Origin of the sequence: Parahoeflea halophila (genome assembly GCF_900220985.1) — a bacterium.
Taxonomy (GTDB): domain Bacteria; phylum Pseudomonadota; class Alphaproteobacteria; order Rhizobiales; family Rhizobiaceae; genus Hoeflea; species Hoeflea halophila.
On sequence record NZ_OCPC01000002.1, the window covers coordinates 548278 to 572009 of the forward strand.

The 23732-nt window shown below is 60.9% G+C and carries 17 protein-coding genes; 1 reads left to right on the forward strand and 16 read right to left on the reverse strand.

What is annotated here, in order from left to right:
* Nucleotides 1–40: 40 nt before the first annotated feature.
* The 12 genes from CRO46_RS09985 to CRO46_RS10040 all read right to left on the reverse strand — a co-directional run bounded on the left by CRO46_RS09985 (nucleotide 41) and on the right by CRO46_RS10040 (nucleotide 16831).
* Nucleotides 41–4408, reverse strand: a complete 4368-nt coding sequence (locus CRO46_RS09985; RefSeq protein WP_143438984.1) for a CHASE domain-containing protein — start codon at nucleotides 4406–4408, stop codon at nucleotides 41–43.
* A 435-nt stretch (nucleotides 4409–4843) separates the two neighbouring features.
* On the reverse strand, nucleotides 4844–6088 hold the full coding sequence (locus CRO46_RS09990; RefSeq protein ID WP_244577840.1) for a serine hydrolase domain-containing protein: 1245 nt from the start codon (nucleotides 6086–6088) through the stop codon (nucleotides 4844–4846).
* A 63-nt stretch (nucleotides 6089–6151) separates the two neighbouring features.
* Nucleotides 6152–7183: an ABC transporter substrate-binding protein gene (locus CRO46_RS09995; protein ID WP_210421513.1), complete on the reverse strand. Its 1032-nt coding sequence runs from the start codon at nucleotides 7181–7183 to the stop codon at nucleotides 6152–6154.
* A gap of 35 nt (nucleotides 7184–7218) precedes the next feature.
* Nucleotides 7219–8016 carry an ABC transporter permease gene (locus CRO46_RS10000; RefSeq protein ID WP_097107722.1) on the reverse strand — a complete coding sequence of 266 codons (798 nt, stop codon included), beginning with the start codon at nucleotides 8014–8016 and terminating at the stop codon, nucleotides 7219–7221.
* A 49-nt stretch (nucleotides 8017–8065) separates the two neighbouring features.
* A complete protein-coding gene (locus CRO46_RS10005; RefSeq protein WP_097107393.1) occupies nucleotides 8066–9004 on the reverse strand; it encodes an ABC transporter permease in 939 nt (312 codons plus the stop codon).
* Entirely contained in the window at nucleotides 9001–10110 is a 1110-nt protein-coding gene (locus CRO46_RS10010) for an ABC transporter ATP-binding protein (RefSeq protein WP_097107395.1), read from the reverse strand. The genes CRO46_RS10005 and CRO46_RS10010 overlap by 4 nt, the downstream gene beginning before the upstream one ends.
* A 96-nt stretch (nucleotides 10111–10206) precedes the next feature.
* On the reverse strand, nucleotides 10207–11019 hold the full coding sequence (locus tag CRO46_RS10015; RefSeq protein ID WP_179759008.1) for a helix-turn-helix transcriptional regulator: 813 nt from the start codon (nucleotides 11017–11019) through the stop codon (nucleotides 10207–10209).
* Nucleotides 11020–11233: 214 nt separating this feature from the next.
* Nucleotides 11234–12268, reverse strand: a complete 1035-nt coding sequence (locus CRO46_RS10020; RefSeq protein WP_097107398.1) for an ABC transporter ATP-binding protein — start codon at nucleotides 12266–12268, stop codon at nucleotides 11234–11236.
* The gene (locus CRO46_RS10025) at nucleotides 12265–13254 is read right to left on the reverse strand and encodes an ABC transporter ATP-binding protein (protein WP_097107400.1); all 990 of its coding nucleotides are present in this window, start codon (nucleotides 13252–13254) and stop codon (nucleotides 12265–12267) included. The genes CRO46_RS10020 and CRO46_RS10025 overlap by 4 nt, the downstream gene beginning before the upstream one ends.
* A gap of 8 nt (nucleotides 13255–13262) precedes the next feature.
* Nucleotides 13263–14177, reverse strand: coding sequence for an ABC transporter permease (locus CRO46_RS10030; RefSeq protein ID WP_097107402.1), 915 nt, complete (start codon nucleotides 14175–14177; stop codon nucleotides 13263–13265).
* Between the two features lie 9 nt (nucleotides 14178–14186).
* A complete protein-coding gene (locus tag CRO46_RS10035) occupies nucleotides 14187–15170 on the reverse strand; it encodes an ABC transporter permease (protein WP_097107403.1) in 984 nt (327 codons plus the stop codon).
* A 68-nt stretch (nucleotides 15171–15238) separates the two neighbouring features.
* Nucleotides 15239–16831, reverse strand: coding sequence for an ABC transporter substrate-binding protein (locus CRO46_RS10040; RefSeq protein WP_097107406.1), 1593 nt, complete (start codon nucleotides 16829–16831; stop codon nucleotides 15239–15241).
* Nucleotides 16832–18302: 1471 nt separating this feature from the next.
* Between CRO46_RS10040 and CRO46_RS10050 the strand changes: the two genes are divergently transcribed.
* Nucleotides 18303–18917 carry a hypothetical protein gene (locus CRO46_RS10050; protein WP_097107407.1) on the forward strand — a complete coding sequence of 205 codons (615 nt, stop codon included), beginning with the start codon at nucleotides 18303–18305 and terminating at the stop codon, nucleotides 18915–18917.
* Between the two features lie 116 nt (nucleotides 18918–19033).
* On the opposite strand, the gene CRO46_RS10055 is transcribed toward CRO46_RS10050, so the two are convergent.
* The 4 genes from CRO46_RS10055 to CRO46_RS10070 form a co-directional block, all read right to left on the reverse strand.
* The gene (locus CRO46_RS10055; protein ID WP_244577856.1) at nucleotides 19034–19951 is read right to left on the reverse strand and encodes a mechanosensitive ion channel family protein; all 918 of its coding nucleotides are present in this window, start codon (nucleotides 19949–19951) and stop codon (nucleotides 19034–19036) included.
* A gap of 219 nt (nucleotides 19952–20170) precedes the next feature.
* Nucleotides 20171–21769 carry a sodium:solute symporter gene (locus CRO46_RS10060; RefSeq protein ID WP_097107412.1) on the reverse strand — a complete coding sequence of 533 codons (1599 nt, stop codon included), beginning with the start codon at nucleotides 21767–21769 and terminating at the stop codon, nucleotides 20171–20173.
* Nucleotides 21770–21826: 57 nt separating this feature from the next.
* A complete protein-coding gene (locus tag CRO46_RS10065; RefSeq protein ID WP_097107416.1) occupies nucleotides 21827–22591 on the reverse strand; it encodes a PRC-barrel domain-containing protein in 765 nt (254 codons plus the stop codon).
* 97 nt (nucleotides 22592–22688) lie between these two features.
* Nucleotides 22689–23705 (reverse strand): sodium:calcium antiporter, encoded by a 1017-nt coding sequence (locus CRO46_RS10070; protein ID WP_097107419.1) that lies wholly within the window; start codon nucleotides 23703–23705, stop codon nucleotides 22689–22691.
* Between the last annotated feature and the right edge of the window lie 27 nt (nucleotides 23706–23732).

The window sequence follows — 23732 nt, forward strand, 5'->3', positions numbered from 1 at the left end:
TTTCGCTATGGCTATGGGTATGGGCCTGGCACCATCCGCACTAGCTCAATAAGAGGCTTTCTATGGTCTCGACGATTTCTTTCTCCGAGGCGCGCGATTTTACCAGCGCCGAAGCGACCGAACTCTCGATCTCGCCCGATACCTCGCTGGCCGAAAGGATGATCACCGGTACAGGTGGGACGATCTGCCGGATAAGATCGGTGAGAAACTCAAGCCCCGAACCGTCGGGAAGCTCGATATCGAGAACGACAAGATCGAAGTGCTGATTGCGCAGCAGCTGTTCCGCCTGCTTCAGGCTGGTTGCAGGAACCACCTCGATTTTGCCGTTAAGCGACATGGAAAGAATGCGGGTAAGGTCGTGATCGTCCTCGATGTGCAGAAGCGTCGGCGCATTCTTGCTCTTGTAATGCAGCAAGGCACGCTGGGTGTCGTCCGCATCCAGGCCGCCGATGACATGTCCCTTAACCAGCAGTGGCAATTCGATCCAGAAGGTCGTGCCCTTGCCTGTCTCGGTCTCGAACCCGATGCGGCCGCCCATTCGCTCGACGATCTGCTTGCTGATGTAAAGCCCCAGGCCGCTGCCGCCCTTGACACGCGTCGAGGAGGAATCGCCTTGCGAAAACTTGCCGAAGATCATGGGACGGAATTCCTCGGAAATGCCGTTGCCGTGATCCTTGACTGAAATGCGTACCCGTCCCGGCTGGGCCTGGGCCGAGATCTCGACTTCGTCTCCCCTGTTGGTGAACTTGGCTGCGTTGGAGAGAAGATTTGCCAGCACCTGTGCCAGCCGCTCGGCATCGACATCGGCCGTCAGGCCTGGGTCGATCTTGGTTACCTTGAAGGCCACACCGAGCTTTTCCGCATAGGGCTGGTTGACCTCGACAGCCTGTGTCAGCAGCTCGCCGATATCTTCCTCATTCATGTCGAAGCGCATCTGGCCCGATTCGATCTTGTCGATGTCGAGGATATCGTTGATCAGCACGGTCAGGCGTTCGGAATTCTTGTGGGCGATATCGATCAGGCGACCGGCCTTTTCCGGCAGGTCCTTCGCCATCGGGCCGGCCATCAGTCCAAGCGCGCCGCGAATGGATGTCAGCGGAGTCCGCAATTCGTGACTGACGGTGGAGACAAAATCCGCTTTCAGGCGGTCCATCTCCTTCCGCTTGGTAATGTCGAGAATGACGCCAAGATAGCCGGTTGCCCGCTGCTCTGCGTCGCGCAACGGCGTCACCGCCAGCAGAACCGGAAACCGCGTTCCGTCCTTGCGGATGAAGGTCCATTCGTTCTCGTCGGTGCCGACGAGGTCGACTTTCCGGGTGAAGACGCCAAAACCCGGTTCGACGGTCTCCCCCAGCTCTTCCGTCAGCTCCTGCGCCCGTCGGGCAACCTCGGCGGGGTCGTGCCAGAGCGATGGTGTTTGTTTCCCTACGACCTCTTCAGCGGTGTATCCGAGGGCGCTTTCGGCGGCCTCGTTGAACATCATCACCGTGCCGTCCAACTCGGTGGCAACGATCAGGTACTCGGTGCTCGCCAGAATCGCAGACTTGAGTGTATTGGATTCATGCAGGTCCTTGGCTGCAGCCACCGCCTCGCTGGTATCGCGGATTGTGCCGACGAACATCCGCTCGCCGTCAAGCCTCATCTCGTTGACGGTAAGATCGATCGGGAACTCGGTGCCGTCCCTGCGTATCGCGCTGACCTGTCGCTGTGTACCAGCAAACTTGCGCTCGTCGGTTCGCTGATAATTGCGCAGAAACGCGTCAAGTTCCTCATGGTAGGGAGCTGGCATCAGCATCTTCACGTTTTTGCCCACGACGTCACCCTTGGCGTAGCCGAACAGGCGAAGTCCCGCCGGATTGATGGTTTCGACAAGCCCTTGCGAGTTGGTTGTCAAAACGCCGTCCAGAACAGTGTTCATGATGGCGGAATTGCGCGTGGCTTCCTCTCTTATCCGGTCATTGGACGCCTCCAGGCGAGCGGTTTTCAGTCGCGACAGTCCGGTCATGTGGGCTGTCACGGCTGCAAGAACCGATATCAGCAATCCGGCGAGGAGAGCCACATTGGGCAGCTGGCTGCGCTGAGAGGTGACAAACTGGGCAGTCGGGATGGTGTTGATCGACCAGCTCTTGTCGAGAATCCGGACATTGCTTTGAAGCAGCCAGTCCGCTTCCGGCGGCTGGGACCGGTTTCCGAAGGTGGCATAGATCTGCCCGTTATAGGTGATTTCGAAACGGTAGTGCTGCAGCAGTTCGGTGGGGATCTCGGCGCCGAAAAACTCCTGAACCGAGAATACTCCGGCCAGGAACCCGTTTGGTGCACCCTGCATGCTGAGCGGAAAATATGCGGTAAGGGCATGGTCGCCGGGGATGACTTCAAGCGGTGCACTCAGTTTCGGTACGTCTGCTGCAATGGCTGCCGAAAGCACGTCTTTCTGAGTGCCGTCGAGAATGGAAATGACCCATACCAGCCGCTCGTTTTTTCCCGCCTGCTCGGACTGCAGTATCAGGTTGTCCGAGGTTACCTGGCTGATGGCGCGCAGCCCGCCCAGATCTTCGATGAAGTTCGCGGCATCGGTGCGCCAAGCCAGGTCCGACAGGTTTCGGCTCGATTCCAGCCTGCTCGCCATTCGCTCGAGCGCGGTGATCTTTCCTTTCGCCTCGGCCGCAACAATCGAACTTATTCTGCTGGCCTCGTTGCCGGTCAGGGCCTTGAGGTAATCCAGCTCCGTCGCGGTCAGCGCACGGTAGAGCGCCACGCTGCCTATCGCCAGGACAACGAGGACAACCCCGGGAAGAACAAGTGCCTTCGGGCCAGGCGTGTCCTCGGTTGAATTGCTGCGGCGAATATTGGCCACGAACAGGAATGACGCCAGAAGGAAGGAGATCAGCAGGCCAAAGGCGAGAATCAGGACAGGGTTGTTGTTGCGGGAATTCTGCTCGAATCCCGGCGTGCTTTCCCACACGATCAGCCATTTCTGCTGCATCACATCGATCTGCTCGCGCTTGCTGAAGGCAGGCACGTAATCGGCCACGCGAACCGTCTGGCTGTCGTAGATCAATGCATCGGGATCTTCCGAGCTGCCGTCGTAAACCCGGAAATCGATGGTGTTGCCCTGACTCTGGGTCAGGTCCTTCATGAAGTTCTTCGCGATGAAGGGTGCGTAGATCCAGCCGTCGAACACGGCCCATTCGTCGGCCGAGGACCCGGGCTCGAAGCCTTCCTTGTACATCGGGTGCAAGAGCAGAAAGCCCGGAGTTTTCTCTGCGTCCTGTACGAGGATGATCCGCTTGGTGATTGCCGGTTTCCCGGTATCGCGCGACAGGTCGGCAGCCTGTTTGCGGTGTGCTTCAAACGCGATGTTGAGCCCGACAGCCTGCCGGTTGATGGCTTCGGGTTCAATGAAGTTGATGATGTAGTGGCCGTCCTCGACATCTTTCGGGTGAATCTCGAAATTCGGCGCCCCGTCCGCGCGCGTTGCGGCGAGAAATCTGTCGATTCCGGAAGGCACCAACGGGATAATCCACCCCAGACCGTTGATGCCCGGAAAGTTCTTCTGGATGTCGAGCATGTCGACATACCGCCGCCACTCATCACGGCTGACCAGTTCCGACCCCTGGACATAGGCCACCCCGCCAAGCAGCGCATTCTCGTAGGAACTTATGCGGCTCAGCAGCGCCTTCTTGCTTTCCAGGGCAAGCGATTCAAACAGGATCTCCCCGTTGTCGGTGTTGGCTTCCGAAGAAATCTTCCAGGCATAGAAGGTCAGGCCGAACGGGATGACGAGGATCAGCAGGGCCGTTACCGGCAGTCTGCCAAGCGTGGTTCCGCGCCAGATAAGCCTGTGCTCGTTGAGCGGCGAGAGCAGGATCAGTGGCAGGAAGATGAGGATGCCGAACACGTCGCCGGCCCACCAGGTAAACCAGTTCTCCGCCAGCTCTTCAGTCGGCAGGATTCCGGAGGCGTAGAGCGACCCGACGCCGATGCTTGCGGCAACGATGCAGGCCAGCGGTCCGGCAATGACGAACAGCAGCAGGATCTGCCGGAAACGGTCCAGCGTCAGCGGCAAACCCACCGCACGTCTGACCAGCCCGTAGCCGAGCAAACCCTGCAGGCTCGATCCGCAGGCAATGGCAAGGGCTGTCAACAATTTGGTGCTGTCCAGCCCGGCTTCGGGGGTGTAGGCGCCGGAAATATAGCTGTTGAGCAGAAACGACCCGAGCAGGATCCCGGGCCAGAGCCGCCAGCCGTAAATGAACAGCGCGCCGAGCGCGATGCCCGAGGCCGGCCAGATGATGGTGGCGTAGCCGGGAGGCACGGCGAGAAAAAGACCAAGCCGGCCAGAGATGAAGTACAGCGCAGCGACCAGAAGTATTCGCGCCAGACCAGGTCCAATGCCGTTTCGTGTCATGATCCGGTTCGCTTTCTGTATCGGGTCTGCCGCAGCATAAACGGGCACAGGGGCTCCAGCCTGGCGTTGTGTGACTGATGAAATCCTAAATTAGAAACAGCAGGAACTGACGGACACCATGCAATCCAGTGCTTGCGCCAACCTTTCTGGATAAAGGTTTTAGGCCAGTTTACAGGCACGATCCCGCCTGTGTCCGGCTCTATACTGACACCAGTGCGAAGCTGATCCAAGCCGTCCGTGCCGTCGCTGAGCTCACCGGCATGCGCACGCTGCGGCTGAAGGACCCGATCCCGGTCAGATGCTGCCCGGCATGCATGAGCAGCGCGCGATGCCGCAGATTGATGGGCCAGATCCCGAGGCGCCATCGGCAGGAGGCAGGGCGAAGAGATCCGGGTGGTCGCCCAAGAGCATTGTGCGGACCGCCGATTCCGTATCTCACACGTCGTTCAGCGCCGTCCGGATGGCGTCGATGGCACGGAACGTGTCGCGGGTCAGCGACGGGATCACGTAGTCCGGCCAGGTCGAGAGCTTGACCGCCAGGAACCCGCTCTTCGGGTCGGCATAGATCAGCTGGCCGAACACGCCGCGGGCGCAGATGTCGCCTCTCTTTGCATCGCGGATCCACCAGAACCGGCGATAGGCCCCCCCCGGGACGACTGCGGTATAGGGTGGGCCGAACACTTCCGGATTGCCGTCGCGCAAGCCCTCGATCCAGGCCTCGGGCACCACCTGCCGGCCTTGGGCCATGCCGCCATTGAGCGCCAGCAGGCCGAGGCGGGCATAGTCCCGCAATGTCGCATTGAAGCCGCCATCCGCGAGCGCGGTTCCTGCCTCGTCGACGGTGAAATAGGCATCCCGGTCCGCGCCGATCGGTTGCCAAAGCAACTGGCTGACCAGCTCGGCAAGGGACTTGCCTGCGGCCCGTTCCAGCGCCCAGGCAACCACGTCGGTTTCGATCGAACGGTACTCGAACGCGCCGCCATGCGGCCGCGTCTTCGGCAGGCTGAGAATGACTTCGCGGATCGTCGGCCGAGGCGCATTGCCGGTTTTCGGCCGCCAGCCCGAAGCAATGTCGATCCGGGTCATGTCGCTGCCGGGCAGGTTGTAGTCCTCGCTGAACCTGACGCCAGAGCGCATGTCGAGCACCTGGTCGAGTGTGGCGTCGCCATAGCCGCACTGCCCGAGTTCCGGCACGATGCCTGCCAGCGGCGCATGCATGTCGACCACGCCGTCCGATGCGAGGATGCCGGCCAGCAGGCCGACCACGGATTTTGCCACCGACTGCGACAGGTGCAGTGTCTCGGGCGCCATGCCGTTGAGGTAACGCTCGAAGACGATGCGGTTGCCGTGCATCACGAGGAAGGCGTCGCCGTAACTCTCACTCAGGAACCGGTCGATCGTCACGGTGCTGCCGTTCTCGCGCTCGAAGGTGACACCGGAGAGGTCCTGCGGCGCCTCTTCCAGCCGGCTTGCCGGCCCGAAACCGCGAAACACGTCCACCGTCGGAATCAGGCTGCGCACGTTCTGGAAGGTCCAGCGATTGAACGGCGGAAGGTCCCAGTTCTCAAGCGTCGGCCGCTTCTCCGGCGGCGGCGGGAAACCTTGCATGATTCCCAGTTGCCGGGCGGTTTTTGGCACAGCCGCTTCAACCTTGCCGGTATTGGACCCGGTGTTGGACATGGACAATCTTTCTCTTGTGGAATGCCGGCGCGCCCGCCTTTGCAAGCGCGCCGGAGCTCGGACCTACTGTTTCAGCTGGGTCCAGATCTTGTTGTACAGATCGACGACTTCCTGCGGGCAGGGCGTGACGAAATCCGGCGCCGGTGCACTGGCCGGCATCACGATCTCCGGAGCCGACAGCATTTCCGGATCCATGAACTCATCGCTGCCCAGGATACCATTGGCGTAGCGCGCGAAGTTCGAGGTCATTGCGGCGTTTTCCGGATCCATCATGAAGTTGATGAACAGCTTGGCATTTTCGAGATTGGGTGCACCCTTGAGCACGGCGACATTGTCCATCCAGCCGGTGAAGCCCTCTTTCGGATAGGCATATTTCAGCGTCGGGCGTTGTGCCCGCGCCCGCATTGCCGCTCCGTTCCAGCTCTGGCTCATGTCCACGTCGCCGGAGGTCAGCTTCTCGATGATGGCATAATCCATCGTCCGCCAGTCGGGCTTGGCCTTGGTCAGCAGGGCCAACACTTCGCGCAGCTCCTCCTGGTTGCCGTTGCAACGCCCGTAGCCGAGATAGCGCAGCCCGGCATTGATCACGTCGTTCATGTCGTTGAGCATGTTGATCCGGCCCTTGAGCACTTCCGGTGGATTGAACAGCAGCGCCAGCGTATCGATTTCGCCGTCATAGACGGCGGTGTCGACCGTGAAAGAGGTGGTGCCCCACTGGTAGGGGATCGAATAGTTGCGGCCCGGATCCCACCACACATCGACCCATTTCGGATCGACGTTCTTGAAGTTCTCCATGGTGTTCGGCTTGACTTCCTCGAGCAGCCCATCACCGATCATCACCTTGATCATGTAATCGCCGGGCACAACGATGTCGTAGCCGGTGTCGCCTGCCTTGACCTTGGCCAGCATTGCCTCGTTGGAATCGTAGCCGTCCAGATTGACCTTGACGTCGTACTTTTCCTCGAACTTCTTGATCATTTCGGGTGAGGTGTAGTTGCCCCAGTTGTAGATGTTCAGTTCGCCCGCAGCCATGGCCGCTGACGATGCGAATGCCACGACGGATGCGGTGGCGAGAAGCCTCAATACGGTTTTCATCCTGTTCCTCTCTTTCCTTCTTTCTTGTGTCCGTCCTACCGCTGCATCCGCCGCTGCACGAAGAACAGCAGCATGACCAGCAGTACCGAGACCGCGACCAGAATGGTCGAGACGGCATTGATCTCGGGCGTGATCCCGCGCCGGATGGCGCCGAGGATGTAGATCGGAAGCGTGGTCTCCCCCGGCCCCGCGATCAAAAGCGTGATGATCACGTCATCAAGCGAGACGACAAAGGCCAGCATCGCTCCGGAGACGATGCCCGGGCCGAGCAGCGGCAATGTCACCAGGGTGAAGACCTTGAACGGTGGCGCGTAGAGATCCGCCGCCGCCTGCTCGAGCGTCAGCGTCATGGTTTCAAGCCGCGCCCGGATCGGCATGTAGGCGAACGGAATGCAGAAGGCTGCATGCGCCATCATCAGGTAGCCGATGCCGTTGAGACCGGTCAGTTTCTTGACCAGCGCAAACAGCGAGAGCGTCGCAATGGCGGTAACGATCTCCGGGATCATAAGCGGCTGGTTGATGATGCCGTAGACCAGCCCCTGCCCGGTGAATTTTCTCGTTCGCGTTGTCGCCAGTGCAGCCATGGTGGCGACAATCGTCGAAATCACGGTGGCAAACAGCGCCACCTTGACCGATACCCAGGCTGCATTGCGGATCCCGTCGTTCTCAAGCGCCTTGGCGTACCAGTCGAGCGAGAATCCCGTCCACAGCACCACCGAGCGGTTTTCGTTGAAGGAAAACGCCACCAGCACCATGATCGGCAGATAGAGTGCCACGATGGTGATCCAGGCCATCGCGGTGAAGCCCGGCATCGCCTTGAGATCCCGTACCATCCTGCGGCGGCGCGGTGCGGAACGGGGGCTCGCAACTGCGGTTGCCGGATCAGCCATTGCCCCGCGCCTCCCTGCCGGTTGCCAGCGCGTTGACCAGCAGCACAATCACCACCAGCGCCATCAGGATCAGTGCCGCGGCCGAGCCGAAGGGCCAGTTTCGCGAGGCGCCGAACTGCATCGCAATCATGTTGCCGATCATCAGCTTTTTGCCGCCACCCAGCAGTTCGGGCGTGATGTAGGCGCCGAGCGCCGGGATGAAGACCAGGATGCCGCCGGCCACGAGTCCCGGCTTGGCCAGCGGTACGATGACGTGAAACAGCACTTTCAGCCGGTTTGCGTAAAGGTCGTAGCCGGCTTCCACCAGACTGAAATCGATCTTCTCGAGACTGGCGTAGATCGGAAGAACCATGAAGGGCAGGAACGAATAGATCAGTCCGATGAACACGGCCGTATCGGTGTAAAGGATGGCCAGCGGCGACGAGAGGATTCCGGATTTCATCAGCACCAGATTGATGATGCCTTCGTCGCGGATGATCAGCAGCATCGCATAGGTGCGGATCAGCAGGTTGGTCCAGAACGGCAGCGTGATCAGAAACAGCCAGAGATTGCGCTGTTCGCGCGGCTTGGTGGCGATGAAATAGGCCGTCGGAAAGCCGAGGATCAGCGCCCCGATGGTGGCCCCAAGCGCAAGCCCGATGGACCGGAGGAAGATCGAAAGGTAGGCGGAGTTGAACACCAGCGTGTCATCGAAGATATCGCGCTGGAACAGGAACTGCACATAGCTGTCGGTGCTGAATTCCCAGGTCACACCGCCATAGGTGCCCGGTGTCAGGAAGGAATAGACCACGGTGATGCCGAGCGGCAGGATGCTGATTGCCAGGATGATCAGCAGGGCCGGGGCCAGCAGCCAGAACCGGGTCAGCCGCTCGCGGCGCCGGTTGTGCTCGAGTGCGGCAGCGAGCGCCACGGTGTCGTCCTGCTTGCTCATTCCAGCACCCGGATTAGTTCGGGCGGCAACACGGCGCCGATGGTGGCGCCGGGCCGGTACCTGCCCTCCTCGACGGCGCCGGGGTTGCGGATGACCATCTGCTCCCCGGTCGCAAGACGGATATGAAGATTGGTCGCCGCGCCGAAATAGACCACGTTTTCCACCGTGCCTGACACGGTCGGCGTCTCACCCGCTTGCGCCAGTCGCACATTCTCCGGCCGGATTGCGATGCTTGCTGCGCCCGGGCGGGCCGCCGTTGCCGTTCCCGGCTGCGCCAGGACAGCGGTGCCGTCCTTCAGCCGCACGCTGGCGATGCCGTTGTCGAGGCTTTCGATGGTTCCATCGAGAATGTTGATGTCGCCGATGAAGTCGGCAACGAAGCGATGTGTCGGCCGGTCATAGATATCACGCGGCGAGCCGATCTGCAGGATCCTGCCCGATTTCATCACCGCGATGCGGTCGGACATGGTCAGCGCTTCCTCCTGGTCATGGGTCACGAACACGAAGGTGATGCCGGTTTCCGCCTGCAGGCTCTTCAGCTCGAGCTGCATGTTTTTTCGCAGTTTGAGATCCAGCGCCGCCAGTGGCTCGTCAAGCAGCAAGACCTTTGGCGCCGGCGCCAGCGCCCTGGCCAGCGCCACGCGCTGTTGCTGGCCGCCCGAGAGCTGGTCGGTGCGCCGGCCGGCCATGGCCTCGAGTTGGACCAGCGCCAGCATGCGTTCGGTCGTCTGCCTGATCTCGGCCGCCGGCTTGCCGAGCATTCTGAGCCCGAATCCGATATTTTCCGCCACCGTCATGTGCGGAAACAGCGCGTAGCTCTGAAACACCGTGTTGATCGGGCGCCGGTGCGGTGGCAACGCCGATATATCGCGGCCCTCAAGCGCGATAACTCCATGCGTCGGCAGCTCGAAACCGGCAATCAGGCGCAGCAACGTGGTCTTTCCGCAGCCGGAGGGACCGAGCAGGGTGAAGAATTCATTTTCGCGAATGTCGACTTCGACGGCGTCCAGCGCCGTGACCGCATACTCGCCCTCTCCGAAGGTCTTTGTCAGTCCGCGCACCGACACTGCGGCTTTGCGCTGCGTGACAACTTCTGGTCCGGTCATTCGATGATTTCGCCCCCGCCGGTTTCACTCAATGTCCAGTCTGCAACGCTAGGAGCCGGGAGCAAGGGGGTAAATACCCCGAAGGGGGTATGCCGCTCAGCTCAGAACGGAGCGCAGAAACTTCGACAGCAATTCCGATTGCGAGGAAATCGAAAGCTTGCGGTAGATGTTCTTGCGATGGATCTTGACTGTTCCCACCGCGATGCCGGCCACGGTCGATATCGAGGCTGAGGAATGGCCCTTGAGGATCAGCGTCGCCACTTCGCGCTCCCGTGCCGTCAGGATGTCTTCGCCGAACGCATCCAGCGCCGCTGACAGCATCCGGTCCGGGGAGGTGGCCTCTGAGGCGACCGGTCCAGAATGTCCGCGCTCGAAATGCTTTCCGGTGAGGGCGCCGATGATGCCGATCTCGGCCTCGAACGCACGCACCGCCCGGGAGCTGAACCGGGGTTCGTCACCGATTCGCCCCAGCGAATAGAAGATCGCGCCGTTTCCCTGGGGTACCAGGATTGCCATCTCGTCCCTGAGCGCGATGTTCTTGTAGTAGCGCTGGTAATAGGTCGAGCGCAGGAACTGGTCCGGCGCGATGTCGCGCAGGCGCATGGCGCAATTGCAGCGCCCCGACAGGAAGACGTCATAGACCGGATCCAGCAGATAGGCCGTGTCGAGATACTGATCGACCACCTCGCGATGACGCTCGGCCCGGACATTGTCATAGATGTGGTCCGGAGGTCGCTTGGGGTGCAGATGGGTGATGAAAGCGCCGCTGAATGGCACGATCGAGCGCAGGTAATCCAGCATCGCCGGAAAGAAATCGGCGGTGTTGATTGCGGATATGACACGCGAAAGGCCGGCACGGGCGTGGCCGGGTGGCGGGCTGTGATGCGGAATAAGGGCGTTCGTGTTCACATGAGACTTTCCCAAGGCCGGCGACCTGGACAGATTCGGCAAGCTGACTGGCTGCTCCGGTTCATCTTGCCCAACGAGCCTACAACACGGCTTCGCAAACCGAAATCCATTTGCCGGCTTTGCATGACCACCCGTCGGGAGCAAATCCGATCCATATTCTGAGCGGCGTTTGCCACCGAGACCGCCCAAGGTCCAGATCCGTGGACGTTCTCCGTCACCGCACCATTTCGGCCGCGGGAATGCGCCCTTCTTCGACACCATGGCAGGCGACAACACCGGTTCTTGTCTCGGTCCAGTGCGGCACCTCGCCCTTGCACCGCTCGTTGGCGAAGGGGCACCGCGGATGGAAGGTGCAGCCCGGGGGCGGATTGATGGGGTTTGGAATTTCCCCTTCCACTTCCTTCCGCTGGCGGCCGGTCATTTCCAGATCCGGAACCGCATCCAGCAGCATGCGCGTATAGGGATGCTGCGGCGCCTTGAACAGTTCCTTGCTGTCGGCGATTTCAACCAGCGCGCCCAGGTAGAGCACGCCGATCCGGTCGGCCATGTGGCGAACCACCGACAGGTCATGGCTGATGAACAGGTAGGTCAGGCCCAACTGGTCCTGCAGGTCCCGCATCAGATTGAGAATCTGAGCCTGCACCGACACGTCCAGAGCCGAGGTCGGCTCGTCGCAGACAACGAAATCCGGGTTGGAGGACAGCGCCCTGGCAATGGCGATACGCTGGCGCTGGCCGCCGGAAAACTCGTGCGGGAACTTTGCCCCGTCGGCGGCAGACAGGCCTACCAGCTCAAGCAATTCGCCGACCCGGGCCTGGATCTTCGCGCTGTCCTTCTCGACCCCGAGAACGACCATCGGTTCGGCAATGACATCGGCCACCTTCCAGCGCGGGTTGAGGCTGGCATAGGGGCTCTGGAAGATCATCTGGAAGCGCTTGCGCAGCTCCATCATCCGCTCGGAACTGTCGATGACCATCGGCTGGCCATCAAACAGGATGGTGCCGGCACTTGGTTCCAGCAGACCGACGAGCATCTTGGCGATGGTTGATTTGCCCGACCCCGATTCGCCCACCAGCGCCAGGGTCTCGCCCTTGCGGATCTCGAAGGAGACATCGTCGACCGCACGCAGGAACTGCTTGGATTCGCGTTCGACTACCCGGTTCAGCCAGGGCTTCGAGACGTCGAAAACGCACGACAGGTTGGCGACCTGAATCAGCGGCGTATCGAGCTGCGCGGAAAACTCGGTCATAGGGCGGCCCCCTTCGCTTCGGCATCCTCGTAGAGCCAGCAGGCCACTTCACGGTTTTCCACCGGGATCAGGGAGGGACGGTGCACCCTGCATTTGTCAAACACCTTGTCACAGCGGGGGTTGAACGGGCAGCCGGGCGGAATATCCGAAAGCCGGGGCATCGCGCCGGGTATCTGGACCAGGCGGTCTTCCTCCTGTGCGAGCGTCGGAATCGAGCCCATCAATCCGCTCGTATAGGGATGCTTGGCATTCTGGATGATCTCGCGCACGGGGCCGATTTCGGCGATGCGGCCGGAATACATCACAGCCACCCGGTCGGCGGTTTCGGCAATCACGCCCATGTCGTGAGTAATCAGAATGACCGAGGCTCCGTGTTGGGTGCACTGTTCCTTGAGGACGTCGATGATCTGTGCCTGAACCGAGACATCGAGTGCTGTCGTGGGTTCGTCGGCGATCACCAGTTCGGGTTCCGCCGCGAGCGCCAGCGCAATCACCACACGCTGTCGCATGCCGCCGGAAAACTGGTGCGGGTAATCGTCGATCCGGCGGCTGGCGGCAGGAATACCGACATCGTCCAGCAGCCCGATGGCACGTTTCCGGGCCTCGCGTTCGGACAGCCGCAAATGGGTGCGGATGGTCTCGATCAGCTGATCGGCGATCGTGTAGAGCGGGTTGAGCGAGGTCAGCGGGTCCTGGAAGACCATGCCGATGCGCCGGCCGCGGATGGCGCGCATGTCTTCAGCGCGAAGATTGTCGATGCGTTCGCCCTTCAGGTAGATCTCGCCCGAGGCAATATGGCCCGGGGGATCCAGCAGCCCGATGATGGCCGAACCGGTTAGCGACTTGCCCGCGCCCGATTCACCGACCACGCCGAGAACTTCGCCGGCTGCCAGATCGAAGCTGACGCCGTCGACCGCCGTCAGCGGACCGTGGCGGGTCGGGAACTTGATGACGAGGTCACGAACGGAGAGGAGTGGGGTGGTCATGTCTCCGCCTATTTCAATTTCGGATTGAGCGCATCACGCAGCCAATCGCCCAAGAGGTTGACCGATAGCGCCAGCGCCAGCAGCGTCAGGGCCGGGTAGAGCAGGATCCAGTACTCGCCTGAAAACAGGAAGCCCTGGCCGATGCGGATCAGGGTGCCCAGCGAGGGCTGGGTCGGCGGCGCGCCGACACCGAGGAAGGACAGCGTCGCCTCGGCGATGATCGCCAGCGCCAGCGAAATCGTCGCGATCACCAGGACCGGCCCCAGTGTGTTGGGCAGGATGTGCTTGAGCATGATCGCCATCGGCTTGCGCCCGATCAGCTTCGCCGCCTGCACATATTCCTTGTTGCGTTCCACCAGGGTGGCGCCGCGCACCACACGGGCAAACTGCACCCAGTCGGAGAGGCCGATGGCCAGGATCAGCACCCAGATCGCCACCTCGTCGCGGTAGGACGGCGGGGTGATGCCCTTGGCGATGCCGAAGATCAGCAACGCGACAAGGATCGCGGGAAAGGTCAGCTGGATATCGGCAATGCGCATGATGATCGTGTCGGTGCGGCCGCCCGTATAGCCGGCGATCAGCCCGAGCACCGATCCCAGCACCATGGCGAATATGACCGCAGAAAAGCCGACAAACAGCGAGATGCGCAGACCGTACAGGATGGTCGAGAACACATCGCGGCCCTGATCGTCGGTTCCGAACATGAAGATTTCGCCGGTAAACTGGTTGGGTTCACCCGGCAGTGAAAAACCGTTCATCAGGTTGAGAGATCCCGGGTCAAACGGGTTCTGCGGCGCAATCAGCGGAGCGAACAGGGCCGACAGAACCAGCACCGCAGTGACGATGAAGGCGAGCACCGCGACCGGCGACTTCCGGAAACGGTAAAACAGATCCGAGGCCAGGAAATTGGAAACTGCTTCCATTGCGTCCCCCTAATGCCCGCGTGATGACGCGTCGGCGGAAAGCCGCGGGTCAATGACGAAGTAAAGCAGGTCGACGATCAGGTTGATCAGCACGAACATGACGGAGATCAGCATCAGATAGGCTGCCATGACAGGGATATCGACGAACTGGATGGCGTTGATGAACAGCAGGCCCACGCCGGGCCACTGGAACACCGTCTCGGTTATGATGGCAAACGCGATGATGGAGCCGATCTGCAGGCCGGTTACGGTGATCACCGGGACCAGGGTGTTCTTCAGCGCATGGCCGAAGTTGATGGCCCGCGTCGAGAGCCCTCGCGCCCGGGCAAACTTGATGTAGTCGGTGCGCAGCACTTCCAGCATCTCGGAACGGACAAGGCGCATGATCAGGGTCATCTGGTAAAGCCCAAGCGTGATGGCTGGCAAAATGATGGCCTTCAGGCCGCTTTCGGTCAGGAAGCCCGTGCTCCATCCGCCGATCTTGACTGTTTCTCCGCGTCCGAAACTGGGCAGCCAGCCGAGTTCGACGGCGAAGACGTAAATCAGCAGGATGCCGATCAGGAAGGTTGGCAGCGAGACCCCGATCAGCGATGTGGTCATGATGAAATTCGCCACGAACCCGTCCCTGCGGATGGCGGTGAAGACCCCGAGGCCAACCCCGAAAACAACTGCAAACAGGGCGGAGACGCCGGCGAGCTCCAGGGTCGCCGGCGCACGTTCGGCGATGATCTCCGAGACCGGTCTGCCCTGCCGGTAGCTCACCCCCAGATTCCCCTGCAGCGCGTTGCCGAGGAACTTGACGTACTGAACCGGAAACGGGTCGTTGAGACCCAGCTGGTCACGCACGCGCTCGATATCCGCCTGTGTGCGCTCCTGGCCAAGCAGGTTTTCCACCGGGTCACCGACGAAGCGGAACATGGAAAACGCCACCAGACCGACCATCAGCAGCACGAAGATCGATTGGAATACGCGGCGGATCACGTAAGCGAGCATGGCGAAGCTTTCAAACTGGAAAAATGGACGGGGACCATGGCCCCCGTCCGCAGGCGCTCAGGCGCCGGTCAATTGAACTTCAGGAACTTGAAGTGCGGCTGGTCTTCCGGCTGCACCGGGAAGTCGATATTGGACTTCATTCCCCAGTTCAGGACCTGGTTGTGGATCGGCAGATAGATCTGCTCGTCCTGGACAACCTGCCAGATCTTGGCGATGGTCTCGTTGCGCTTGTCGAGGTCGACCTCCGAACCCAGCGACTGGATCATCGCGTCGACTTCTTCATTGGAGAAGCGCGAGCCGTTCCAGGATCCGCGGTCATCCGTGGTGGAGTGGACCAGGAAGTTGAACACATATTCCGAATCGAACGTCGGTACGCCCCAGCCGAGCAGGTAGAAGTCGGTCTTCTTGCCCGAGATCAGCGGGAAGTGGTTGGCCTTGGTCTGCGCAACCAGGTTGGCCTTGATGCCGATCTTGCCCATCATGCCGACGGCGGCCTGGCAGATGGCCTCGTCATTGATGTAGCGGTCGTTCGGGCAATGCAGGGTGACTTCGAAACCGTCGCCATATCCGGCCTCTTCCATCAGCGCCTTGGCGGCTTCGATGTCAGCCTTCGGATAGGCATCGAGTTCCTCTGTCCAGCCATTGACGAAAGGCGGAATGATCACGCCGGTCGGTGCGGACTGGCCGCGCATCACCACCTGCTTGATGGCGTCACGGTCAATCGCCATGTTCATGGCCTTGCGGACGCGGACATCTGCAAACGGGTTCTTGCCCTCGACATTGTCGTTTTCGAGGTCCTCATCACCGGAATTGATGCCGAAGAAGATGGTGCGGTTCTGCGGCGCATTGCCGACCTTGAGCCCGTCGCCATTGGCAACACGGTCGATATCCTGCACCGGAACATCCTGGATCAGGTCGACTTCGCCGGAAAGCAGCGCGGCCACGCGGGTCGCTGCGTTCTGGATCGGCGTGTAGATGATCTCGGTCACCTCGAGCGGAAACTCGCCCTTGCCCCAGTAGTTTGGATTGGCCTTGAGCACGGTCTTGGTGTCGGGCTCGCGGCTTTCCAGCATGTAGGCACCGGTGCCGTTGGCATTGCGCACCGCGTAGGTTTCCTCGCCATCATCGAATTCGGCCGGCGCGGTCACGTCGTTGGCTTCCGCCCAGCCCTTGTCCATGATGAACAGGTTGGTCAGGTTGTTCGGCAGGATCGGGTTCGGGCCTTCGGTTTCCATCTCGACGGTGTAGTCATCGACGGCGCGCACTTCCTTGATCGAAACCAGAAGCTCCTTCATGTCGGAGCTTTCCATCTTGGCGCGGTTGAAGGAGAACACCACGTCTTCAGCGGTGAAATCTTCGCCGCCGTGGAACTTCACCCCTTCGCGCAGCTTGAAGACCCAGACATTCGGGTCGCCTTCCTTCACCATCCACTCGGTGGCAAGCGCGGGAATCGGCTTGGCTTCCATGTCGGGCGAGATCAGTGGCTCGTAGATCTGCTGTGAAAGGGCATGGGTCGGACCCTCATTCTGCGAATGCGGGTCGAGGGTCAGGCTGTCGCCGGCGCGTGCCCAGCGAAGCGTCTCGGCAGAAGCGAGAGCGCTGCTCCCCGCCAGGATGGCGGTGGTCAGCAAGGCGCCAAGCAGTTTCTTTTTCGATGACATCGGTTTCTCCCTGTATTGCTGTTTTTTGTGTCATTCTCGAGAAAAAACGCCCCGGTGGCCGACAAATCGCTTTGGCCTCCCAGCCTGATCGGGGCGTTCTGGAGATCTGCGACTATAATTGCAGAAGTTTGTATGTCCACACCATAGTTTAGCACTCGGGCAAGTCCGCAGCGCAAGCCGGGCGCGAGAGCTGTCGATCATGGTGGGGCGCCGGTTGCTCTTGCGGCTTGTCGTCAGGCCGATCAGGCAGAACGGTAGCCTGGCCATTCTTCGGTTTCCGACCGCAGGCGCCACAAAAGCTCCGGAAGCAATCGGAAAGACCTATCGGAAGGTGCGCCGGTTCCTGCCGACCGGGTGACAAATCGAGAAGACTTTAACGCCGCCACCCTGCCGCACTGCCAACCAGGGACACGGGCACCATGACGATCTTGGCCCATTGGCTGGCGGGCATGTCGCGCAGGGACCGGTAGAAGTCACTGCACTCGAAAAAAAGCCGGCATGGATGGCCGCGCCATCGACTTCCCTGCGAATGATCCCGCCCCGAAACAGCTCGAGAATACCGCCGACCAGCATTTCGGTCATCGCATAAAGCCCGGTTTCAAACGGAGCCAGATGTTGTCCGGGGCGTGAAGAGGCAAAGGGCTCGCTTCAACCAGAGCCCGAAAATCGCTGTTCGGCCGACTTGTTCCATGTCGTTGAGATGCCATTCAGGTTCTTGCTGATGATCGCGTCTTGGTATGACTCGACGATCGCTGCCAGAAACACTGCCGCACCATGAATGGCTTTCACTCCATGCGCCGCCGTCTCGCCAGTCTGGCAAGGCTGCTGGTCTGAACTGTCCTGTCCGCTTGCGAGATATCCATCAAGCAAATCTTCACACGGGCAGCCGCAGGGTCGCTCCGACGGGGCAAATCATTGTGACTTGTCTCAGTTTTGTGATTCGGTCGTCCATGGGGGAAGGTGTCAGTTGCCTTTGCCTGAGGGTCCCGCCGGCCTATTGCGCCGGATAGGCGGAGAACTTTCGCGCCCCGGACCTGCTGTCCGTGCATCTTCGAGAATCATGCACTCCTTTCCGGCTTCTATCAGATGTCGCGGTTGCTGGAACTGATGCGTCCCCGCGCCCCGAAAGGGAGCTGTCGGGCTCGTCGGCCGTCGTGAGAACGTGGTCATCCAGTTGTGCCATTTCGCATGGGATGGACCGTGTTTGCGGCGCCTCGCCGCAATGCTCCTGACGCGACCCACGATCTCTCAAATGAACCAATTCCTGCTCCTTGGCCTCACATCGGCACCCGGGGTACATCTTAGCGGTAGGGGCAAAACGGAACCACGCGCCCGAGATCTGTCGCGGGGAGCGGCAGCCGCGCTCGACGAAGAACCCCGGCGCGCCTCTGGCAGCGGCGTGTCGGGTGCAACCAGTTGCCTCTTCGGACGTTGACCCATCGGGTCGTCGAATTTGGAGGATCCTGACAGAATGCTAGATTGGATCGCGAAAAACAGCGACTCGCTTCAGCTGGTCATAAGCCTGGTTACAGGGATCGTCTGGCTCGCCTATCTCCATATCATCTGGTTGGGCTTCCGCCGTCAGCGACAGGCCGTGATTCTGATCAACCGCTCTGTCGCGCAGGATGAGAACGCCCGTTGCTTCGTCACCAACATGGGCGCGGAACCCATTTACCTGCTGGAGGTCATGGCAAAGCTCGTCACCGACGACAAATCCTACGTCGTCAAGGTCACGGAGCGGGAGGAGGTCGCCCTCGACGAGGTAGAGGACCCGGTGGCCCGTACCAACCAGCGTCCTATCAAGAGCGGCAGTTTCGTCGATATCGGCTCCTTCGTCGATCTTTTGCGCAGGGCGGAAGTGCGGGCTGGCTCAGACGGGCTGTTCGACAAGGTGCGGCAGTTGGAGTTGACGGTGGCGGCTGCTGACGGCCATGCCAAGCACTTGGTCGCCGCGCGGCGCAAGTTCCAAGCAGAGTGGAAGGACGGCAAACCCTATTTCGTTCCCGAAACCCTTATGACCGATCAGATCCGCAACATCGTTCAGCGCCGCAAGATAAACGCGATGCTGGAAGAAAGGATCGAATAAGGCGGCCGGGTTTTCCTGCTTTGAAAACTGCCTTCCTTGAGGCGCCAGCCCCAATACACAAGAGAAGTAGCCTATACCCAAACGCCTTGTGGGAACGGCGCACTGTTGCTGCCTGCCTATTCTGACGCTGCGCCCCGGTGCCCCGGCTCCATAGGAGGAGGGTCGGGCTGTGTCTGCGTTCTTATCTCTGCGCGTCGACGCGGTAGCGCGTCAGGGTGTTCCTGCTGCAGCCAGGTGATCATCTTCTCGCGGATCTCGCAGCGCAGGTCCCAGGCTCGGGGCGATGTGCCGGCGCTGACAAGGCCACGCACGGCAATGCTGTCCTTCTCGCTCTCGGTCACCTGCAGGTTCACCACTCTGCCGTCCCAAAGCTCCGAGGACTTGGCGAATTCCTCCAGCTTGGCACGCATCTTTTCGATCGGCACGGTGTAGTCGAGGTACCAAAAGACCGCGCCGATGATCGACGCGCTCTCGCGGGTCCAGTTCTGGAAAGGTGTCTCGATGAAATAGGACAGCGGCACAACCATGCGACGCCAGTCCCAGAGGCGCACGACGACATATGTGGCAAATATCTCCTCGACCCAGCCCCATTCGCCTTCGACGATCACCACGTCCTCCAGCCGGATCGGCTGGGTGATGGCGATCTGCAAACCGGCGATAAGGTTGGTCAGCACCGGTCGCGCCGCCAGTCCCACCACGAGGCCGGCCGCCCCGGCGGAGGCGAAGAGTGCGGCGCCATATTCCTGCACGCTTTCGAAGGTCAGAAGAACTCCGCCCACCGTGAAGATGCCCAGCACAATGCTGACAGTCCGGCGCAGAACCCTGGCCTGTGTCACGAATTTGCGTGCCGCGAGATTGTCCTCGACGTCCATTCGATGGCGACGCACCGCGCGGTCCGCGAACCGGTTGGTGAGCAGGATCATGGTCCATCCGACAAGAATGATCAGCAAGATCAGCAAAAGATGGCCCGCAACGTCCTGCCAGCCGTAGGGCAGCCTGACATTCGGCAGCACCCAGGCCAGTGCCGCGACCACGGCGGCCAACCGTGTGGGCCGACGCGCTCCACGAAGCAAGGACCGACCCGTGCCATTCCGACGCGAAACTGTGCGACGCAGGAGCCGATAGAGCAGCCAGTGCAGAACAATAGCCGCAGCACAGGTTCCCAACACGATGAGTAACGGCCCGAGGAAATCAGGTGCGTCCGCAATCCGCCGCCCGATGTCTTCGCCGATTCGATTCAGTGTCTCCAACATTCAGGCCCACCAGATCACCATGGCCGAGGTCGCAAGCACCAACAGTCCGGCCCAAAGCGTGCGGTCCTGCCAAAGCGGCTTTTCCCATTGCGTGAAGATTTTCTTGGTTTCACCCGCCCGCCAGACCAGGTCATCGAGGTTCTCCTTGTCGTGCCGCGAGGTGGCATAGGAAATGCCGAAGTGCAGCAAGATGCCCATGGCCATCATGATCGACGACATGACGGTGTAGTGGATTTCCGGCAGCCCAATGTAGGCCCAGTAGTTGGTCACCTCCTTGAGCACGAAGAGCGGGATGCCGACCACCAGTCCGAACATGATCGTCCAGAAGGCGCCATTGCCGTTCAGCCGCTTGAACACCAGACCGAGAATATAGACCACGACGATCGTGGGCACGACATAGGACAGCGAAGACTGGAAGTAGCTGAACAGGCTCTCGAAACCGGCGATCATCGGCGCGTAGATGGCGCCGAAGATCATGATTGCTGCAGTCACCAGTTTGCCCAGCCAAACCTGCTTCTTCTCTTCGACGTCGAAAACCGGCTCGGCGAAATCCTTGACCACCAGGGTCGAGGCCGAGTTCAGCGCGGAATCGAGAGAGGACATGATTGCCGCTATCAGGGCCGCCATGATGAGACCCCGCACGCCGATCGGCATCAACTCGAAGGCCAGGGTCGGAAAGGCAAGGTCGGGCGTTTCCAGATCGGGATAAAGCTTGAGCGCGATTATCCCGGGCAGCACCATGAGGAAGATGTTGGGCAGCTTGAGGAAACCGGCAAAGAGCGCGCCGATCTGGCCTTCTTTCAGATCCTTTGCTCCAAGGGTCCGCTGCACCACGAACTGGTTGATCGTCCAGTAGTAGAAGCCCAGTAGGATCACCCCCAAAAGGCCTGTCCAGGGCAGAAAGTCATCATCCGCCGGCAAGATCATTTGGGTCATCTCGTCCGGTGTGCCGACAAACAATTCCTGCCAGCCGCCGATCTCATCGAGCCCCAGCCAAAACAGCACGGCGGCCGCGATGATCAGCAGGATCGCCTGCACCGTGTCTGTGACGACCACTGCCGAGAGACCGCCCAGGATAGTATAGATTCCTGCCACCAGCGCCAGCATGGCTACCGCCGCCCAGAGGTTGAGATAGCCGGTTACATTGGAAATCACCAGACCGCCCGCATAAAGCGCACCGGCGGTATCGATGAAAAGGATGGCAAGGATCGTGAACAGTGAAAACGCCCGGCGCGAGCGCACGTCATATCGTTCTTCGAGGAAACCGGGCACCGTGGAAATCCTGGCCCGCAGGTAGGAGGGCAGGATGAAGATCGCGAACAGGATCAGTACAAGGGCCGCCGTCCACTCGTAGTTGAAGATAACGACACCATTGGCATAGGCGCCGCCCATCAGGCCGACAAAGCTGGAGCCTGACATGTTCGAGGCAAAGAGCGAGAACCCGATGAGGTACCAGGGCAGGGATCGCCCGGCGAGGAAGTAGTCTTCTGCCCCCCCTGACTGTTTGCGCGAGACGTAAATGCCATGCGCGACCACGCCAACGAAATAGACGACAACGATCGCGTAATCGATCAGGTGAAGGTCAAACTTGGTTTCCATTGCGGTCTCCCTGGGGCACTTATTGCGTATGTGGCGCGCCGCTGAGGCCGGGGCGGGTCAGCCGTCGTCTTCCCAGGGCTCCATCTCCTGCAACTCCTCCTCGGTGGCCGAGACGTAGGCGCGCAGATCGTCGCCGCCGAGACGGCGCAGCTCGATCATGTCGAGCGGCACGGCAACCTGGGTTTCGCCGAGACCGAGGAAACCGCCGATATCGAGGATGACCTGGTCGATTTTGCCGCCCTCGGCAAAGGTCACTTGCGAAACTTCACCGATCCAGTTGTTGTTCTCGCCAAAGGCGGCCATCCCGATGAACTGGTCTGAACCGACCTCGCTCACCTTGAGGATCTCGACCTTCTCGCCGTCCATCCTCTTGTCCGCGGCGCGGAGGTGCACGTCGTTCTCGTCATATTCGGGCGCGGCTTGCAGGTCTGCCTTCTGCCCGGCGTAGAGCAGGAAGAACTCGTTCTCTTCATCCGCGTCCGGCAGGAACCTCAGGTCGTCCAGCGACACAACGCGCCGCGCGCCCTTGCCAAGAAAACCGCCGACATCGACGACCACACCGTGCAGGGTTCCATCACGGGTGATCACGATCTCGGCGACATTGCCGACCATCTTCCATTCCTCCGACGGCTCGGCGAGCTCTTCGAGGTCTATGTCCGCCAAGGGTTCCTTGCCCGGCAGGAATAGTTTATGGCCGGACAGGCTGGTGACAGCGATCTTCGTGTGGTCGGGGGTGAATTGCGGGGTTTCCGCCTGAGCGGACAACGCAGTGGCGGCTAGGCTCGAAAACAGGGTGAAAGCCAGGCTCGGTGCGTGTTTCATAGGTCTGTCTCCTGCTGCGCGGATCGGTCGGCCAAAGCCGGAAGCATCGCGAAGCTAACGAAACCGTGAGGATTTGGTTCCGTCGGACGCGCTGATTTCACATGACCTGCAACCCGAGTGCCCCAATATAGACCACCAGCAGGCCAGTGCTTTCCCAGCCGATGCCCCGGCGTTCCCGGTAGATCAGCCCGAGGCTCAGGATTGCGGTCATCAGCATGGCCACGGTCAACCAGAACAGGTCATCCGCGGTGATCGCGTGATAGAGCGAGCCGTCCCTGTAGCCGATGTCCGAGAGCGTCAGGAAAAGCGTGTCGAAGGTATTGCCGCCGATGATCCCGCCGACCGCCAGTTGCAACGCCCCGCGTCGCACCGCGACCAGCGTCGTCACCAGTTCCGGCAAGGAGGTCAGCACGGCAGTCATCGTCGCTCCTACCACGGTGTCGGACAACTCCAGCCGGTCCGAGATTTCCGCCGCGATCCGGGCCACACTCCAGCCGGCCAGAGCCATGAGCACCAGCAGGGCAAGGAACGGTAGAACCAGGCTGTATGCGGATTTCTCGGCCTCGCGGTCGTCCTCGGGCCTGTCGGCGCGCGTGTCGGGGGTGGTCACCGGGTGCCACATCGGTTCCTCGCGCAACCGGGCCGTGGCCCGCATCCCAAGCACGTAAATGATGAAAAGCGCGATGCTGGCCGGGTGAATGCCCCAGACAGCAATCTCGGGAGCGGTGAAAGCCATCAGCGGCACGGTCAGCAAAAGCAACAGTAACCCGGCCTGGAAAACATTCGCTAGATCCGCCGCCGCATGTTCCAGATTGGCCCGGCGGTAGATCATGTCCGCCACGGCCAGGAATGCTGTTTGCGCAGCGATCCCGCCGATGCCATTTGAAAAGGCAAGAGAGGCCCGCCCGTCCAGTGCCGATGTCAGCGAGACCACCGTTCCCGACATCGACGTGGCCGCGCCGAGGAGTGCCGCTCCAACCAGAGCTTCACCCAGCCCCGTGCGGTCGGCGATCTGGTCGCTGAGCCCGGTCATCCGGTAGCCGGAGACAAGAATGACTAGCCCGGCGAGGCCGCCGAGCGCGAAGAGGACCGAGGTGGAAAGGCTTGCGAACATGCTTGCTTAACGCGGACCGGCACCGGT

What these genes read in the sequence shown, in the direction of transcription:
- CRO46_RS09985 (WP_143438984.1), bottom strand. Translation starts at nt 4,408, where the DNA reads ATGACACGAAACGGCATTGGACCTGGTCTGGCGCGAATACTTCTGGTC.
- CRO46_RS09990 (WP_244577840.1), bottom strand. Translation starts at nt 6,088, where the DNA reads ATGTCCAACACCGGGTCCAATACCGGCAAGGTTGAAGCGGCTGTGCCA.
- CRO46_RS09995 (WP_210421513.1), bottom strand. Translation starts at nt 7,183, where the DNA reads ATGAAAACCGTATTGAGGCTTCTCGCCACCGCATCCGTCGTGGCATTC.
- CRO46_RS10000 (WP_097107722.1), bottom strand. Translation starts at nt 8,016, where the DNA reads ATGGTACGGGATCTCAAGGCGATGCCGGGCTTCACCGCGATGGCCTGG.
- CRO46_RS10005 (WP_097107393.1), bottom strand. Translation starts at nt 9,004, where the DNA reads ATGAGCAAGCAGGACGACACCGTGGCGCTCGCTGCCGCACTCGAGCAC.
- CRO46_RS10010 (WP_097107395.1), bottom strand. Translation starts at nt 10,110, where the DNA reads ATGACCGGACCAGAAGTTGTCACGCAGCGCAAAGCCGCAGTGTCGGTG.
- CRO46_RS10020 (WP_097107398.1), bottom strand. Translation starts at nt 12,268, where the DNA reads ATGACCGAGTTTTCCGCGCAGCTCGATACGCCGCTGATTCAGGTCGCC.
- CRO46_RS10025 (WP_097107400.1), bottom strand. Translation starts at nt 13,254, where the DNA reads ATGACCACCCCACTCCTCTCCGTTCGTGACCTCGTCATCAAGTTCCCG.
- CRO46_RS10030 (WP_097107402.1), bottom strand. Translation starts at nt 14,177, where the DNA reads ATGGAAGCAGTTTCCAATTTCCTGGCCTCGGATCTGTTTTACCGTTTC.
- CRO46_RS10035 (WP_097107403.1), bottom strand. Translation starts at nt 15,170, where the DNA reads ATGCTCGCTTACGTGATCCGCCGCGTATTCCAATCGATCTTCGTGCTG.
- CRO46_RS10040 (WP_097107406.1), bottom strand. Translation starts at nt 16,831, where the DNA reads ATGTCATCGAAAAAGAAACTGCTTGGCGCCTTGCTGACCACCGCCATC.
- CRO46_RS10050 (WP_097107407.1), top strand. Translation starts at nt 18,303, where the DNA reads ATGCTAGATTGGATCGCGAAAAACAGCGACTCGCTTCAGCTGGTCATA.
- CRO46_RS10060 (WP_097107412.1), bottom strand. Translation starts at nt 21,769, where the DNA reads ATGGAAACCAAGTTTGACCTTCACCTGATCGATTACGCGATCGTTGTC.
- CRO46_RS10065 (WP_097107416.1), bottom strand. Translation starts at nt 22,591, where the DNA reads ATGAAACACGCACCGAGCCTGGCTTTCACCCTGTTTTCGAGCCTAGCC.
- CRO46_RS10070 (WP_097107419.1), bottom strand. Translation starts at nt 23,705, where the DNA reads ATGTTCGCAAGCCTTTCCACCTCGGTCCTCTTCGCGCTCGGCGGCCTC.